General features: G+C 37.4%; 8 protein-coding genes. 1 reads left to right on the top strand and 7 read right to left on the bottom strand.

The annotated features are described in order from the left end of the window. Window positions 1–117 precede the first annotated feature (117 nt). A complete protein-coding gene (locus EO766_RS02690) occupies window positions 118–2,691 on the top strand; it encodes a phosphoenolpyruvate carboxylase (RefSeq protein ID WP_218331210.1) in 2,574 nt (857 codons plus the stop codon). A 328-nt stretch (window positions 2,692–3,019) separates the two neighbouring features. Here the strand turns inward: EO766_RS02690 and EO766_RS02695 are convergent, their stop codons facing one another. From EO766_RS02695 to ilvC, 7 genes are all read right to left on the bottom strand, one after another. Beyond that, on the bottom strand, window positions 3,020–4,579 hold the full coding sequence (locus EO766_RS02695; RefSeq protein WP_081301329.1) for an ammonium transporter: 1,560 nt from the start codon (window positions 4,577–4,579) through the stop codon (window positions 3,020–3,022). 45 nt (window positions 4,580–4,624) lie between these two features. Continuing rightward, window positions 4,625–5,665: an outer membrane beta-barrel protein gene (locus EO766_RS02700; protein WP_074420461.1), complete on the bottom strand. Its 1,041-nt coding sequence runs from the start codon at window positions 5,663–5,665 to the stop codon at window positions 4,625–4,627. 80 nt (window positions 5,666–5,745) lie between these two features. Beyond that, on the bottom strand, window positions 5,746–7,161 hold the full coding sequence (locus EO766_RS02705) for an ammonium transporter (RefSeq protein WP_074420462.1): 1,416 nt from the start codon (window positions 7,159–7,161) through the stop codon (window positions 5,746–5,748). A 235-nt stretch (window positions 7,162–7,396) separates the two neighbouring features. After that, window positions 7,397–8,905, bottom strand: a complete 1,509-nt coding sequence (locus EO766_RS02710; RefSeq protein WP_074421048.1) for a glutamate synthase subunit beta — start codon at window positions 8,903–8,905, stop codon at window positions 7,397–7,399. Between the two features lie 52 nt (window positions 8,906–8,957). Further along, window positions 8,958–13,478 carry a glutamate synthase large subunit gene (gltB, locus tag EO766_RS02715; RefSeq protein WP_074419989.1) on the bottom strand — a complete coding sequence of 1,507 codons (4,521 nt, stop codon included), beginning with the start codon at window positions 13,476–13,478 and terminating at the stop codon, window positions 8,958–8,960. Between the two features lie 119 nt (window positions 13,479–13,597). Further along, window positions 13,598–14,911, bottom strand: coding sequence for a threonine ammonia-lyase (gene ilvA / locus EO766_RS02720; protein WP_287100662.1), 1,314 nt, complete (start codon window positions 14,909–14,911; stop codon window positions 13,598–13,600). 1 nt (window position 14,912) lies between these two features. Further along, entirely contained in the window at window positions 14,913–15,962 is a 1,050-nt protein-coding gene (gene ilvC, locus EO766_RS02725) for a ketol-acid reductoisomerase (RefSeq protein WP_068246779.1), read from the bottom strand. Window positions 15,963–15,996: the final 34 nt, after the last annotated feature.

A 15,996-nucleotide genomic window follows, 5' to 3' on the forward strand; every position in this document is an offset into this window, starting at 1 on the left:
TTTACTGATTTTAATGCTAAGGTAAATAAAATTTAATTATACTACCAAAATATTTATTAATTTTCAAGCCCGAAACGATGGCCTGTCACTTTTTTAATCTAAAATTTTTATACTATCATGTCTGCGTCAGCTAATTTATCCGTATTTCAAAGCCAGGTGGCTATTAAGTTTCAGTTATACAATAGTTTGTTCACATCATTACCTTTTCACCGAATTGAGAAAACCGGTATTTTGGTTTCATTGCTTTTATTAAATTGTGAAGAAGGATATAAAAAAAAGCAAGGACCGTTAGAAATTATTCAGGAATTTTTTAATAAACAAACCAATTTAAATTCTGAGCAAGAAAAAATTGATTTGCTTTTTAGGTTTGTTCAATATATTGAAAGACAGGTAGTATTGTTTGATGCCTTAGAAGATGCAGCTTTTAAGGAAGTAAATGATATGCAGGGCAAAGGAACGGTAAAACAATTACTGTTAGAAGCAGATCAAAAGCAGATGATGGATACTTTGAAAAAACGTATCAATGATTTTAGTATTCAGTTAGTGCTCACTGCGCATCCTACTCAATTTTACAGGGGTGCTGTATTGGGCATTATTCATGATCTTTCTTCTGCCATCAATACCAATAATGAAAAACAGATATATACTTATTTGCAACAATTAGGAAGAACTCCTTTTTTTCAACAACAAAAACCTACTCCCTTCGATGAAGCAGTTAGTTTAATATGGTATCTTGAAAATGTATTTTATCATGCTGCAGGCCGCATTATTACTTATATTAAAGAAAATGTACCTGATTTATTAAGTGAGCATCATGCTATCATTAGAATGGGTTTTTGGCCGGGTGGTGATAGAGATGGTAATCCGTTTGTTACTCGTGATATCAGTTTAAAGGTAGCCAATGTGCTACGAGAAAGTATTATTCGTTCCTATTTCAGTGAAGTTAGAAAGTTAAAGCGGCGTTTAACTTTTAAAGGGGTAGATGTAGCTTTAACTAATTTGGAAAAAAGATTGTACGATAATTTATTTGTTCCAGAGCATGAATTTGATTTAACCAAAAATGAAATTCTACAAGCACTTGAAAAAATAAGGTATCAACTCATTTATGAGCACAATCATCTTTTTGTAAATCTGGTTGAATCATTCATTAATAAAGTTGAATTGTTTGGGTTGCATTTTGCAACATTAGATATTAGGCAGGATAGCAGTATTCATGCCAAAATTTTTGACTTTCTTATTCATGATACCAATGTCTTGCCCAAAGATTATGCTGCATCAAGTGATGCTGAAAAATTAAACATGCTGGCTGCTATTGAAACTACAATTGATTCAGGAGTTTTGAAAGATCCCGTACAAAAAGATACATTAGATATTATTGCTGCAATTCGTGATATACAGCATTTAAACGGCGAGGCGGGTTGTAACCGATATATTATTAGCCATTGCTTTAGTGCCATTAATGTAATGGAAGTTTTTGGTATGTTTTTGTTAATGGGGTGGAAGAAAGAAAATTTAACAATTGATATTGTTCCACTATTTGAAACCATTGATGATTTAAAAAATGCTGCTGCGATTATGGAAACATTGTATCAGCAAAATACCTATCGTTCACATCTTCAAAAAAGGCATAATAAGCAAACCATCATGCTGGGCTTTTCAGACGGAACAAAAGATGGCGGTTATTTAATGGCTAACTGGAGTATTTATAAAACGAAAGAGGCATTAACCGATATCTCAAAACAATACGGAATTGATGTAGTGTTTTTTGATGGACGTGGCGGCCCTCCTGCCAGAGGCGGTGGTAAAACCCATCAATTCTATGCATCAATGGGCAGCAATATTTCCAACAAAGAAATACAGTTAACCATTCAAGGCCAAACCGTTAGTTCTAATTTTGGTACGATCGATTCAGCACAATACAATATTGAGCAATTAATACATGCCGGCATGTCGAATGAAATTTTTTCTAATAATAAAATAACATTAGAAAAAATGGAAGAACAATTAATGGAAGCAATTGCTGAAACCAGTTATCAGGCTTATTTACAATTAAAAAATCATCCTTATTTTATTGATTATCTGGTGCATGTTAGTCCGCTTAAATTATATTCAGAAACCAATATAGGAAGCAGGCCTACCAAAAGAGGCGGCTCCAGTAAATTAACTTTGAATGATTTGCGTGCCATACCTTTTGTAGGCTCGTGGAGTCAAATAAAACAAAATGTTACCGGCTATTATGGCGTTGGAACCGCTTTGCAAGCTGCAGAGCATCAAGGGAAATGGGACGCCATTAAAGCATTATACCAGCATTCATTATTTTTCAAAACTTTAATTGATAATTGTGAGATGGCCATGCAAAAATGTTTCTTTCCATTAACCGCATTTTTAGCAAATGATGAAAAGTATGGTGAAATTTGGAATATGGTTTATAGTGAATATGAACTCACAAAAAAATATATACTGCTTTTAAACAACAAATCTGGCTTAATGGCAGATTATCCTGTTGATCAAATGTCTATTCAAATGCGGGAACGCATTGTTTTACCGTTGGTAACCATTCAACAATATGCTATTACGAAAGTTCGAGAGCTGGAAGCATATTCTTCACAAGAATCATTAAAAAATACTTACGAAAAATTGGCAATGCGTTGTTCCTTTGGTATTATTAATGCCGGACGAAATTCTGCTTAAAATAAGAAAGGTGGATTAAGTCAAACTCATCAATTTATATGATTTTATATCATTATTGTCTGTCAAAAATAGAGATTGGAATTGCAGTAACGTTTTGTTGTACTGGTTACAATTCAAAAGTTTGTTAAAATAAATGGAAGTTTCCTTTTTTTTAAGTGTGCTGGGTTTTAACATTAATACAAATACACCCATGTATGTAATCATTCTTAATTAAGTATAGCATTGATTTTAAGAAAATAAATAGTATATAAACTAAATTATATTTAAGTATAAAGGGAAAGGGGCAAAATGCCCCTTATCCATTGTTTATACCACCCCAGATTGTATATTACTCTTGAAAATGATATGCTGACACCCCATGTTCAAATTTATCAAGTCCATCACCATATTCAGCTTCTGGTTCAACACGGAGTTTCCAGGGATATGGCAATTTATTTACAACCCACATCAATATTAATGCAATTAAAAAGGTAGATAAAGTAATCACAGCACTACCTATAAATTGTGCTTTCAAAACGTTTAAACCTCCACCATAAAATAAGCCCTTTACCGGAGAAGAATTATCTGCACCTGTTGGACCGGTTGCGCCAAATTGACCACAGGCAAAAAGTCCCAAAGATAATGTGCCCCATATGCCTGCTATTCCATGCACCGGAACCGCACCTACCGGATCGTCAATTCTTAAAAATTCCAATAAAAGCGTTCCATAGTATACTACTACTCCTGCAATAAGTCCTATTAAAATAGCACCAAATGGGGAAACCCAGTAACAAGGACAGGTTATTGCAACAAGGCCAGCTAATAATCCATTGACTGTAAAAGCTAAATCAAACTTACCCTTGTTAGGGCCGAACCACAGCGGCAGAATCATTGCTGTTAAAGAAGCGGCACAAGCTGCAAGCGTTGTATTAGCAGCGATTCTTCCAATTCCATCTGCATCTATTGCGGAAAGCGTACTGCCAGGATTAAAACCATACCAGCCAAACCAAAGTATAAAAGCACCAACAGTTGCTAATGGTAGATTATGGGCTGGTGGTAATCCGCCTTTTTCTTTATCATCTCTGGTAAAGATTCTTCCAATACGAGGCCCTAAAACTAAGGCACCTGCTAAAGATATTACACCGCCAATTGTATGCACAACAGTAGATCCGGCAAAATCTCTAAATCCTTGGCCTAAAGATGGGAAAAAATGCCCTTCACTACCCATTAAAGCCAACCAGCCATCAGGGCCCCATGCCCAATGCCCTATTATGGGATAAATGAAACCCGTTACACCTATGCTATATAATATATCACCTCTGAAACTTGTTCTTCCAATCATTGCACCAGATGTAATGGTAGAAGTTGTATCAGCAAATGCGAATTGAAAAATCCAATGTGCCAAAATTGGAATACCAGTCGTTTCATAAGTTGCCGGAGCTCCGGACAAGAAGAACCAATGTGTTCCAATAAAACCATTTCCATGGCTAAACATGAAAGCATATCCAATTGCCCAGAAAAGAATACCACAAATTGCTGTATCAAAAATACACTCCAAAAGAACGTTTACAGTTTCTTTTGATCTTGCAAAACCCGCTTCCAGCATAACAAAACCTGCCTGCATTCCAAAAACTAAAAAAGCTGCAACAAGTGTCCATACTGTATTTATGGAATTGAATGTAGTTATTTCGTGAGGGGTAAAAGTTTCAGTTGCAAATGCCGTAGTAGCAAATATACCCGGTAAACTTTTTATAAAGATTACAACAGCAATTACTCCAAAAATTTTTCCTGAAAAAACGGTTAATGCTAATCTCATTTTTTCTTTTCTGGTAAGATGATAAACCACTGAATTTTCGGTAGGTCTTGCTTTCCTAATTTGTTTTAAATAGCTAATTGTAGAAGAAAACATAGTTGTAGGGTTTAATATGATTAAATAGTTTTGGTTGGTAATTTTTTAAAACTTATAAACAGCAGCCAATAAGCAGCTAACATCGCTTTTACTATATGAATTGAGGCTGCTTTTTGAGAAAATGGCAGATTGCGCATTATCTATTCTTACTTCGGGAATGAGGGTGAGATTATTGATGTGAATGTTACCGGATAGCGTGGTTGCAATAATTCCGGCACCAACACCTGCTACATTTTTTTTGTCATCAAAATATTCCTCTCTTAAGGTAAAGCCAACAGTTTTTGTGGCATCATAATTTATATACAGCACATTGCTTGACCAACTGTTACTATTGCCGGCAACTTTCACTGTTTTAATGGTGCCATCGTAATCTAAACTGAACTTACTGCTCAAATTTGCATTCAATACCAAATCGAACTGATTAAAGTCAGTCCCTCCGTGAAAATTAAGGATTGCTTTAAATTTATCATCTTTTGTTCCGGTACTCAATTGGGCTATGGCAACTTTACGACCCGAAGTTGTTGTGGAGAAGTCGGTAGGATTGGCAATACCCACCATTATGGCTGTTTTACCGCCCAATGCAATATCAGCTTTAATACCTGTGTGAAAGAAGGGACCATAAGAAAATCCATAACTCATGCTATAGTTTCTGTTGGCATAAGCATCTAATACTTCATAGCCGATAAAAGTACCAAATTTGCCTGCTGTTAAGGTAACACCTTTAACAGGCGTATAGGTTAAAAATAACTGTTTAATAGCAGCCATGGTGCCTACATCATTGTAAGAGTAATTTTCGGCTCTTTTTCCAAAGCCTAAATCGGCAGTTGCACCTACTTTTCCAAAGGAGTGGTCAACCCTAACAGAGGCCATCCCTAATTCAAACGAATTTTTTGAATCGGTAAAACTGGTAAAATTGTTCGATTTAGCGTCGGAGGAGGGGTCAGTGAAATCAGTTCTGTAATAAGCATCAATTGCGTAAGTAAATGTGGTGTTACTTTCTATTTTTTTTGTAGAGTCCGTTTGGGCCTCAATAGAAGTGACTGCTGCAAAACTTATTGCAGTTAGTTGGCAGATTTTCTTTAACATTGTGGTTGGTTTTTTGTTAATAAAAGGGTACAGCAAATAGGCTTGGTCAGAAGTTTGTTACCTGCTGTACCTTTTTTGTGTTATGATGCATGCATAATAATTTCCTTTTGAATGATGGAGCCTTCTTCGTTTTCGCCAATCTCTTCTAATAAAATTGTTCCCTGAACGTACTTTTCGTCGTGTTGTGATTTGTCTAATCCTACTTCTTCTTCAGCTGAACTTACCCTTAATGGTAAAATGAAATTGATAAATTTGAATATGGCAAACGACATCGTGAAACTATATGCTACCACAATAAGCATTGCTTTTAATTGAATAAAGAATAAGCTGGTATTACCATATAACCAACCATTATTACCGGCGGCATTTACCGTTTTTGTAGCTAATAAACCGGTTAATAACATGCCCACCATACCCCCTAAACCATGGCAGGGGAAAACATCTAATGTATCATCGAGTGTAGACTTTGATTTATAATGAACCGCGATGTTAGAAATGACGGCTGCAATTGCTCCTACAAAAATACTTTGAGGTATACCAATGAAGCCGGATGCAGGAGTAATGGCAACAAGTCCAACCACTGCGCCAATACAAAAGCCGAGTACAGAGGGTTTTTTACCTTTTACAGCATCAAAAAACATCCATGAACAACCAGCGGCAGCGGCAGCAATACTGGTAGTAGCAAAGGCCGATACAGCCAAAGCATTAGCTGCCATTGCAGAGCCGGCATTAAAACCAAACCAACCAAACCAAAGCAAACCTGTGCCAATTAAAACATAAGGTATATTAGCCGGAGGAATTTCTCTTTGCTCTATATGAGCTTTTCTTCGTTTTAATACCAATGCACCGGCTAAGGCAGCGCAACCTGCTGAAATATGCACTACAGTTCCACCTGCAAAATCCAGAACACCCATTTTTGCCAGGAAGCCATCTGGGTGCCATGTCCAGTGAGCAATAGGAGCATAAACTAATAAACTAAACAATGCAATGAACAATATATATGCAGTAAATCGAATGCGTTCCGCTACAGCGCCTACCACCAAACCGGGTGTTATAATGGCAAACATTAATTGAAATAAGGCAAATAAAGTAAGCGGAATGGTGGGGGCACCTATCCAGGGAGCCCCTGAAGCTACACCTTTAAAAAAAAAGTGCGTAGCTGGGTTACCAATGAATCCTCCAATGGAATCACCAAATGCCAAGCTATACCCTACAACCACCCAAAGAATGCTAACAATACCTGCGGCTACTACACTTTTTATCATAGTAGAAAGTACATTTTTTCTATGCACCATACCGCCGTAAAAGAAGGCTAATCCGGGAGTCATTAAAAATACCAATGCCGTTGCCACCAATATCCAGGCAATATCTGCGGTATTGTATTGACCTTTGGTATCCGTAAAATCTGGTAATGAAGGGATAAATAAAGCTGCGATTGCAACAATGCCAAGTAAAGTAAAAGGGGCAATTGCTCTAAAGGATACTTTTTTTACCATGATACAGATTTAAATTTAAATTTTATAAAAATATGAAATTTATTTTGCTAAAATAGCAAAAAAATTATAAAAACAAATAAAAATATCAAATGTAAATTATTGTAATTTGTATATATAATTTTGACAAAATAGTATTGGTTACTATAAATAACTGATTTTCAATTTTTTATGATGGTATAAATAAAAAAGTCACCCAAATGGGTGACTAATTAAAAAGTATTAAAATTTAATTAATTTAAATTACAGCCAATAAAGATTCATCTTTTGTTTCTAAAATTGAACTGCCCATCAAAAATTCATCTACCTTTCTGGCACATTCTCTGCCTTCACTAATGGCCCATACTACCAGCGATTGGCCTCTTCGCATATCGCCGGCTGTAAATATTTTGGCAATATTGGTTTGATAGTTTTTTTCAGTGGCTTTTACATTGCCCCTTTCATCTAATTCAACGCCAAGTTCTTCTATTAACCCACTGTGTTCAGGATGAACAAAACCCATGGCCAATAATGCCAATTCGCAAGGCATATCTCTTTCACTACCTTCTTTTTCAATAAACCTTGCCGGCTTTCCATCATTTGTAATAGTCCATTCCAAATCCACCACTTTAATGGCTTTCAGGTTGCCGTTTTCATCACCTAAAAAAGCTTTAGTTGCAATTGCCCATTTTCTGTCAGCTCCTTCTTCATGTGAAGTAGTGGTTTTTAATACCATTGGATATGTAGGCCAAGGCATATAAGGGGTTCTGCTTTCCGGTGGTTTGGGTAATAATTCAAATTGTGTAACTGATTTAGCTTTGTGCCGGTTAGAGGTACCTACACAATCACTTCCAGTATCACCACCGCCTATGATGACAACATTTTTGCTTGTGGCCATTAATTCATGCGATAGCATATTACTTTCTATACAGAAGTTTTCATCAACAGTTGGTTTTTTACCGGCCACTCTTTTATTGTTTTGTTTTAAAAATTGCATGGCAAAATATACGCCATTTAATTCCCTGCCGGGTATGTTCAAATCTCTTGGAAAAGTTGATCCCCCCGCCAATACAATAGCATTGAATTCTCGCAGTAAATCATTAATGCTAACATTTACGCCAACATTGGCATTGCATTTAAATACAACACCTTCTTGTTCCATTAATTGAATTCTTCTATCCACCACAGATTTCTCTAATTTAAAATCGGGTATTCCATAACGCAGCAATCCACCTGGCGCATCATCTCTTTCAAATATGGTTACTGCATGGCCTGCATAGTTTAATTGTGCAGCAGCAGCTAAACCTGCTGGTCCCGAGCCAATTACAGCCACTTTTTTACCGGTGTATACATTGGGTTTTTGGGGTTGAACAAAGCCTTTATCAAAGGCAATTTCAATGATATGTTTTTCAATTTCTTCAATGGTAACTGCAGGCTGATTAATACCTAAAACGCAGGCACTTTCACAAGGAGCGGGGCAAATGCGACCTGTAAATTCCGGAAAATTATTGGTAGAGATGAGGATGTCATAGGCCTCCTTCCAATTACCATCATACACTGCATCATTGAATTCGGGAATAACATTACCCAAGGGGCAGCCATTGTGGCAAAAAGGTACGCCACAATTCATGCAACGGGCTGACTGATGATTGAGTTGTTCCTCAGTAAAGGGAAGTACAAATTCTTTATAATCTTTTAACCGCTCTTCAACCGGTCTTTTTTTGGGAGTTTCTCTTTGAAATTCTATAAATCCTGTTGGTTTACCCATAATCATTTCTTTTAAAAATAATTGTTATTGCTCTTGTACAATGTTCAAATGCTTACTTAGATTGCTTAACAGTTTTTGCGCTTTTTTCTTTCAGCACTTTTTTATAATCTTTCGGAAATACCTTGATGAAATTTTTCAACTGGTTATCAAAATCATCCATTACAAAACGGGCCACCGTGCTGCCGGTATAATTGTAATGCGCCTGTATTAATTGCTGTAAATCCTTACTGTCTGCTTCATCAAGCGGATCTAAATCAACCATTTCGGTATTACAATTCTGTTTAAAATTGTTGTTTACATCATATATGTATGCAATGCCACCACTCATACCCGCTGCAAAGTTTCTTCCGGTATTTCCTAAAATAACCACTTTACCGCCGGTCATATATTCGCAGCCATGATCGCCCACGCCTTCTGTAACAGCTACAACACCCGAATTACGTACGGCAAAACGTTCGCCGGCTTTCCCCCTAATGTAGGCTTCGCCTGAAGTAGCACCATAGAAGGCAACATTGCCAATAATGATATTGTTTTCAGGAATATAAGAAGCGTTTTTGGATGGATATACAATGAGTTTGGCACCACTTAAACCTTTACCAAAATAATCATTGGCATCGCCTTCTAACTCAAGCGTAATGCCATTGGTATTGAAGGCTCCAAAACTTTGGCCTGCTGTGCCGGTAAAATTGAAATGAATGGTATCTGTTGGCAGTCCTTTTGAACGATAAATTTTTGTAATCTCATTGGAAAGTATTGCCCCAACTGTTCTATCGGTATTTTTAATGGGGAAATCGGCTTTTACTTTTTTGCCACTTTCAATGGCAGGTTTTGCTGCTTCCAATAATTTCCAGTCTAATACACCTTCTAATCCATGATCCTGCTCTTCCTGATGGTATAATCCTACATAAGGAGATGCTTCTTCTTTATACAAAATAGGCGAAAGGTCTAGTTTACTGTATTTCCAATGTTTTAGATTTTCACGTACGGTTAAGTTATCTACTTTTCCTACCATTTCATTGATGGTTCTAAAACCAAGTTCTGCCATAATTTCTCTGAGCTCCTGCACTACAAATTGAAAAAAATGTATTACATGTTCAGGATCGCCGGTAAAGCGTTTTCTTAATTCAGGATCTTGTGTGGCAACACCTACCGGGCAGGTGTTTAAATGGCATTTACGCATCATTATACAACCTTCTACAACCAATGCTGCAGTAGCGGCGCCCCATTCTTCAGCACCCATTAAAGTAGCAATAGCAATATCTCTTCCGGTTTTCATTTGTCCATCTGCCTGTAATACAACCCTACTGCGTAATTTATTTTTTACCAAGGTTTGGTGCGCTTCTGCTAAACCAAGTTCCCAAGGTAATCCGGCATGTTTAATTGAACTTAACGGAGAAGCGCCGGTTCCGCCATCATATCCTGAAATTAAAATAACATCAGCTTTTGCTTTTGCTACACCGGCGGCAATGGTTCCAACACCTGCTTTGGCAACTAATTTTACACTAATTCTGGCTTTTCTATTGGCATTTTTTAAATCGTAAATTAATTGCGCCAAATCTTCAATGGAATAAATATCATGATGGGGTGGGGGAGAAATTAACCCTACACCCGGTGTAGCGTGCCGAACCTTGCCTATCCATTCATCAACCTTATGTCCGGGTAGTTGACCACCTTCACCGGGTTTAGCACCTTGTGCCATTTTAATTTGCAATTCATCGGCTTCTGAAAGGTACAAACTGGTAACTCCAAAACGGGCAGAAGCCACTTGTTTAATGGCACTGCGCATACTATCGCCATTGGGCAATTTTTCATACCTCAATTCATCTTCACCACCTTCGCCCGTATTACTTTTTCCGCCCAGTCTGTTCATGGCAATGGCCAATGTGCTATGTGCTTCATGTGAAATAGAACCAAAACTCATGGCACCAGTAGCAAAGCGTTTATAGATATTTTCTGCGGGTTCTACTTCATCAATTGAAATTGGTTCACGGGTTCTTTTAAAATCTAACAAACTGCGGATGGTGCAAGCTTTTAAGCCTTGTTCGTTAATTAGTTTTGAATATTTTTTATAGGTATTGTAGTCATTCATTCTGGTAGCATATTGCAACAAATGAATGGTTTGTGGGTTGAATAAATGTTCTTCTCCCTTTCTTTTCCATTGGTATTGTCCACCAACGGCTAACCGTTGTACCGGAATATCTTTTTTACTGAAAGCGAGGTTGTGTTTGGCCAAAGCTTCACGGGCAATTTCATCGAGCCCCATACCTTGAATACGCGAAGTGGCTCCGGTAAAATATTTATCTACTACCGATTTGTTCAAGCCTACTATTTCAAATATTTGCGCTCCCTGATAAGATTGCAGGGTAGAAATACCCATTTTAGAGAAAACTTTTAACAACCCATCGCACACAGCTTTTATATAATTTTTTTTGAGTTGATCAACATCCAATTTGGTTTGCAAATAACCATCAATTTTCATATCCCGAATGGTAGAAAGCGCCAGATAAGGATTAATGGCTGTGGCACCAAATCCAATTAAGCAGGCAAAATGATGCACTTCCCATACATCACCGGCTTCAACAATAATACCTACCTGTCCACGATAACCTTTTCTGATGAGATGATGGTGCACTGCAGCAGTGGCTAACAGAGATGGTATAGGAGCATGTTCACTATCAATGGCACGGTCTGAAAGAATCAATACCTCAAAGCCATCTTCCACTGCATCTACCGCATAGCGACAAAGCCGGTCAATACCCTTTTGCAATGAACCCGGTTTAGCATCGGCACGAAAATAGGTTTGTAGGGTTTTAGCCTGGAAAATACCTGTATCAATACTTCTTATTTTTTCTAATTCGTGATTGTTGAGTATGGGATGTTTTAAAGCTACACTATGGCAATCTAATGGATCTTCTACCAAAATATTTCCATTATTTCCTGCAAAAGTTGCCAGGCTCATCACCATTTTTTCGCGTATGGGATCGATGGGTGGATTGGTAACCTGTGCAAATAGTTGTTTAAAATAATGGCTTAGGTGTTGTGGTTGGTTGCTTAATACAGCCAAAGGCGTATCTGTTCCCATTGAGCCAATGGGTTCTTTTCCATCTAAAGCCATAGGCGCAATAATGGTTTCCAAATCTTCGGTTGAATAACCAAATGCTTTTTGGTATTTAAAAACCTGATCGTGATGCAAATGGCTAAACGTTACTCTTGGTTCCGGTAATTCTTCTAATCTTATTTTATATTTGTTTAACCACTCTGCATAAGGTTTTTTAGAACATATTTCGTTCTTTAATTCTTCATCACTAATAATTCTTCCCTGTTCCATATCTACCACAAACATTTTACCCGGTTGCAGGCGGCCTTTTTCAATAATCAAATCGGGTGCTACCGGCAATACCCCTGTTTCAGATGCCATGATAACACGATCATCTTTGGTAACACAATACCTGGACGGACGCAGTCCGTTTCTATCTAAAGTGGCCCCAATAATTTTACCATCTGTAAAAGAAATAGAGGCCGGACCATCCCATGGTTCCTGAAAAGCAGCATGAAATTCGTAGAATGCTTTTTTTACCGGATCCATTTGTTCGTTGCCATCCCATGCTTCCGGAATCAACATCATCATTACATGGGGTAGTGAACGACCGGAAAGGGTGAGTAATTCAATCATATTATCTAAACATGCTGAGTCTGACTGATTTTCTGTTACTATGGGCAACAGCATATCCATTTCTTCTTTGGTAAAATAAGGCGTAGTAAAGCCTTTTTCACTGGTTTTTAGCCAGTTTAAATTACCCTGGAGGGTATTAATTTCTCCATTGTGTGCAATGTATCGAAAGGGTTGTGCCAATTTCCAGGAAGGAAAAGTATTGGTAGCAAAACGAGAATGCACCAAACCAAATGCGCTGACTACTTTTTTGTTTACTAAATCGGGGAAATAATTCCGAACCTGCATACTGGTTAACTGGCCTTTATATACAATGGTTTTGTAAGATAAGGAAGCGATATAAAAACCAATGGTATCTTTTTTTACTGTATCTTGAATAGTATGCGAAGCATAATTTCTTAAAACAAATAATTTTCTTTCAAAAGCATCGGGATGATTGATATGATCAGGGCAGGCAATAAATACCTGTTCCATTTCGGGTTCAACTGAAAGTGCAGTAGATCCAATATTAGCGGGATTAACCGGTACTTTACGATAAGCCAATACTTCTAACCCCAATGTTTCGGCTGCACGATTAAAAATATCTCTGCATTCTTCTTTTAAGCGAATATCTTTTGGAAACAAGATCATGCCTACACCATATTTTCCAAAAGATGGAAGATGTACGCCAAGTTTTACACATTCTTCAAAGAAAAATTCATGGGGTAATTGTATCATAATACCGGCACCGTCACCCGTATTGTTTTCACAACCACAGGCACCCCGGTGCTCCATATTTTCTAAAATGGTTAAGGCATCCAATACATTTTGGTGCGATTTGTTTCCCTTAATATTGGCAACGAAGCCAATGCCACATGCATCATGCTCAAAAGCTGGGTTGTATAAACCGATAGTTTCAGCCATTTTTTTGTTAGAATTTACCATTGTTATTTAAATTGTTTTTATATAATGGCAACAATCGTTCAAATATATTCAATTTTTAGAAAAATTTGTATAAAAAATCTAAGTTTTTAAGCAAAAATTTAGATGAGATAGCTGTAAAGCGTATCCTGTTTATTAATTTCAGTAAAATCGATGTTATTGGTTTGCATTCTGGTTAAAAGGGGGCCATAATCATTACGGTCAGTTAATTCAATTCCTACCAATGCAGGGCCTGTTTCTTTATTGGTTTTTTGCATGTACTCGAAGCGGGTAATATCATCACTTGGCCCTAATACTTTGTTTAAAAATTCTCTAAGGGCACCAGGCCTTTGTGCAAATTGAATAAGAAAATAATGTTTAATGCCTTCATATTGTAATGAGCGTTCTTTAATTTCAGGCATTCTGTCAATATCATTATTACCGCCACTTACAATACAAACTACTTTTTTACCTGCAATTTGTTCTGCATACTGATCTAATGCGGCAATGCTTAATGCACCGGCAGGTTCTGCTACAATGGCATTTTGGTTGTAGAGGTTTAATATGGTAGTACACACTTTTCCTTCGGGTACCAAACAAATATTTGTAAGTGTTTCTTTACAAATAGGGTAGGTAAGGTTGCCTACTTTTTTAACGGCTGCGCCATCAACAAAACGGTCAATTTGTTCCAGCATTACAGGTCGGCCGGCCTCAAAAGCTTTTAGCATAGAAGGCGCTCCTTCGGGCTCTACGCCAATTAATTGCGTATTGGGGGCATATTGTTTAAAATAACTACCCACTCCGGCTGCTAATCCGCCACCGCCTACAGGGATGAATAAATAATCAATATTTGATAAGGATTCCAAGATTTCAATACCAACAGTGGCCTGTCCTTCAATTACTTTCCGGTCATCAAATGGAGGAATAAATGTCATTTCATTTTTGAGGGTGAATTGTTGTGCTGTATGGGAACAATCGTCAAAAGTATCGCCTGTTAATTTTATTTCAATAGCATCTTCACCAAACATTTTTGTTTGATGAATTTTTTGTTTTGGTGTTATAATGGGCATAAACACAATGCCCTTGATGCCCAAGTATTTACAACTATACGCAAAGCCCTGTGCGTGGTTGCCTGCACTGGCGCAAACCACTCCTTTCTTTAATTGTTCAGATGATAGGCTGCTTAACAAATTATATGCACCGCGTAATTTATACGAGCGAACTATTTGTAAATCTTCCCGCTTCAAATATACCTGGCAGTTGTATTGGTTAGATAAAATTTGATTGTATTGCAAGGGCGTATGCGCTACCACCTGCTTTAGTTTTTGGTAAGCCTCACTATAATTGAATTGATATGTATTTTCTGCTACATGCATGTACTGATCATTAAAAGAAGATGATGGTGTGTATGTTACACCACCATCATCTTCATTCACTTTATTTTTGATTTTCGGGTCTTAAACTGCGCACTGTTTTTCCTGCTTGCCACATTTCACTTTCTCTTAATTCTTTCAATTCAACTTCTAATTTTTCGCGGTAATCGGGTTGGCTATTCAGGTCAATAGAACGCTGAGATTCTTTTCCGCTTGCAACACTTTCATATAATTCTTTAAATACAGGAGCTGTGGCATCTCTGAATTTCTTCCACCAGTCTAATGCACCTCTTTGAGCTGTAGTAGAGCAATTGGCATACATCCAATCCATACCATTTTCAGCAACCAACGGCATAAGGCTTTGTGTAAGCTCTTCTACTGTTTCATTAAAAGCTTCGCTGGGTGAATGACCTTTATCGCGTAGTACCTGGTATTGGGCAGCAAATATTCCCTGTATAGCACCCATTAATGTACCCCGTTCGCCGGTTAAATCGCTGAATACTTCTTTTCTGAAATCTGTTTCGAACAGATAGCCACTTCCTACGGCAATGCCTAATGCAATTACTCTGTCTTTCGCTTTACCGGTAGCATCCTGATAAATAGCATAGCTGCTGTTTAAGCCACGGCCTTGTAAAAACATTCTTCTTAATGAAGTACCGGAACCTTTTGGTGCAACTAAAAATACATCTACATCTTTTGGAGGTATGATGCCGGTTTGTTCATTGAATGTAATGCCAAAGCCATGCGAAAAATAAAGTGCTTTACCGGGTGTAAGGTGTTTTTTTACGGTTGGCCACAATGCTATTTGCGCAGCATCGCTTAACAGGTAACAAATAATGGTACCTCTTTGCAGTGCTTCTTCAATTTCAAATAAAGTTTCGCCGGGTACAAAGCCATCGGCAATGGCTTTATCCCATGTTTTAGAGCTTTTACGTTGCCCTACAATAACATTAATACCATTATCTCTTTGGTTTAAAGCCTGTCCGGGTCCTTGAACGCCATAACCAATTACAGCAACAGTTTCATTTTTTAATACTTCCTGTGCTTTTGATAATGGAAATTCTTCACGGGTTACTACGTTTTCTTCAACGCCGCCGAAATTCAATTTTGCCATTTTGCTAATTTTTGATTTTTAAAGTTGGTTGTTT

Source organism: Hydrotalea sp. AMD (genome assembly GCF_004100315.1).
GTDB lineage: Bacteria > Bacteroidota > Bacteroidia > Chitinophagales > Chitinophagaceae > Hydrotalea > Hydrotalea flava.

Coding starts and splice junctions, on each gene's coding strand:
- EO766_RS02700 (WP_074420461.1), bottom strand. CDS start 5,665: ATGTTAAAGAAAATCTGCCAACTAACTGCAATAAGTTTTGCAGCAGTC.
- EO766_RS02695 (WP_081301329.1), bottom strand. CDS start 4,579: ATGTTTTCTTCTACAATTAGCTATTTAAAACAAATTAGGAAAGCAAGA.
- ilvC (WP_068246779.1), bottom strand. CDS start 15,962: ATGGCAAAATTGAATTTCGGCGGCGTTGAAGAAAACGTAGTAACCCGT.
- gltB (WP_074419989.1), bottom strand. CDS start 13,478: ATGGCTGAAACTATCGGTTTATACAACCCAGCTTTTGAGCATGATGCA.
- EO766_RS02690 (WP_218331210.1), top strand. CDS start 118: ATGTCTGCGTCAGCTAATTTATCCGTATTTCAAAGCCAGGTGGCTATT.
- EO766_RS02710 (WP_074421048.1), bottom strand. CDS start 8,905: ATGGGTAAACCAACAGGATTTATAGAATTTCAAAGAGAAACTCCCAAA.
- EO766_RS02705 (WP_074420462.1), bottom strand. CDS start 7,161: ATGGTAAAAAAAGTATCCTTTAGAGCAATTGCCCCTTTTACTTTACTT.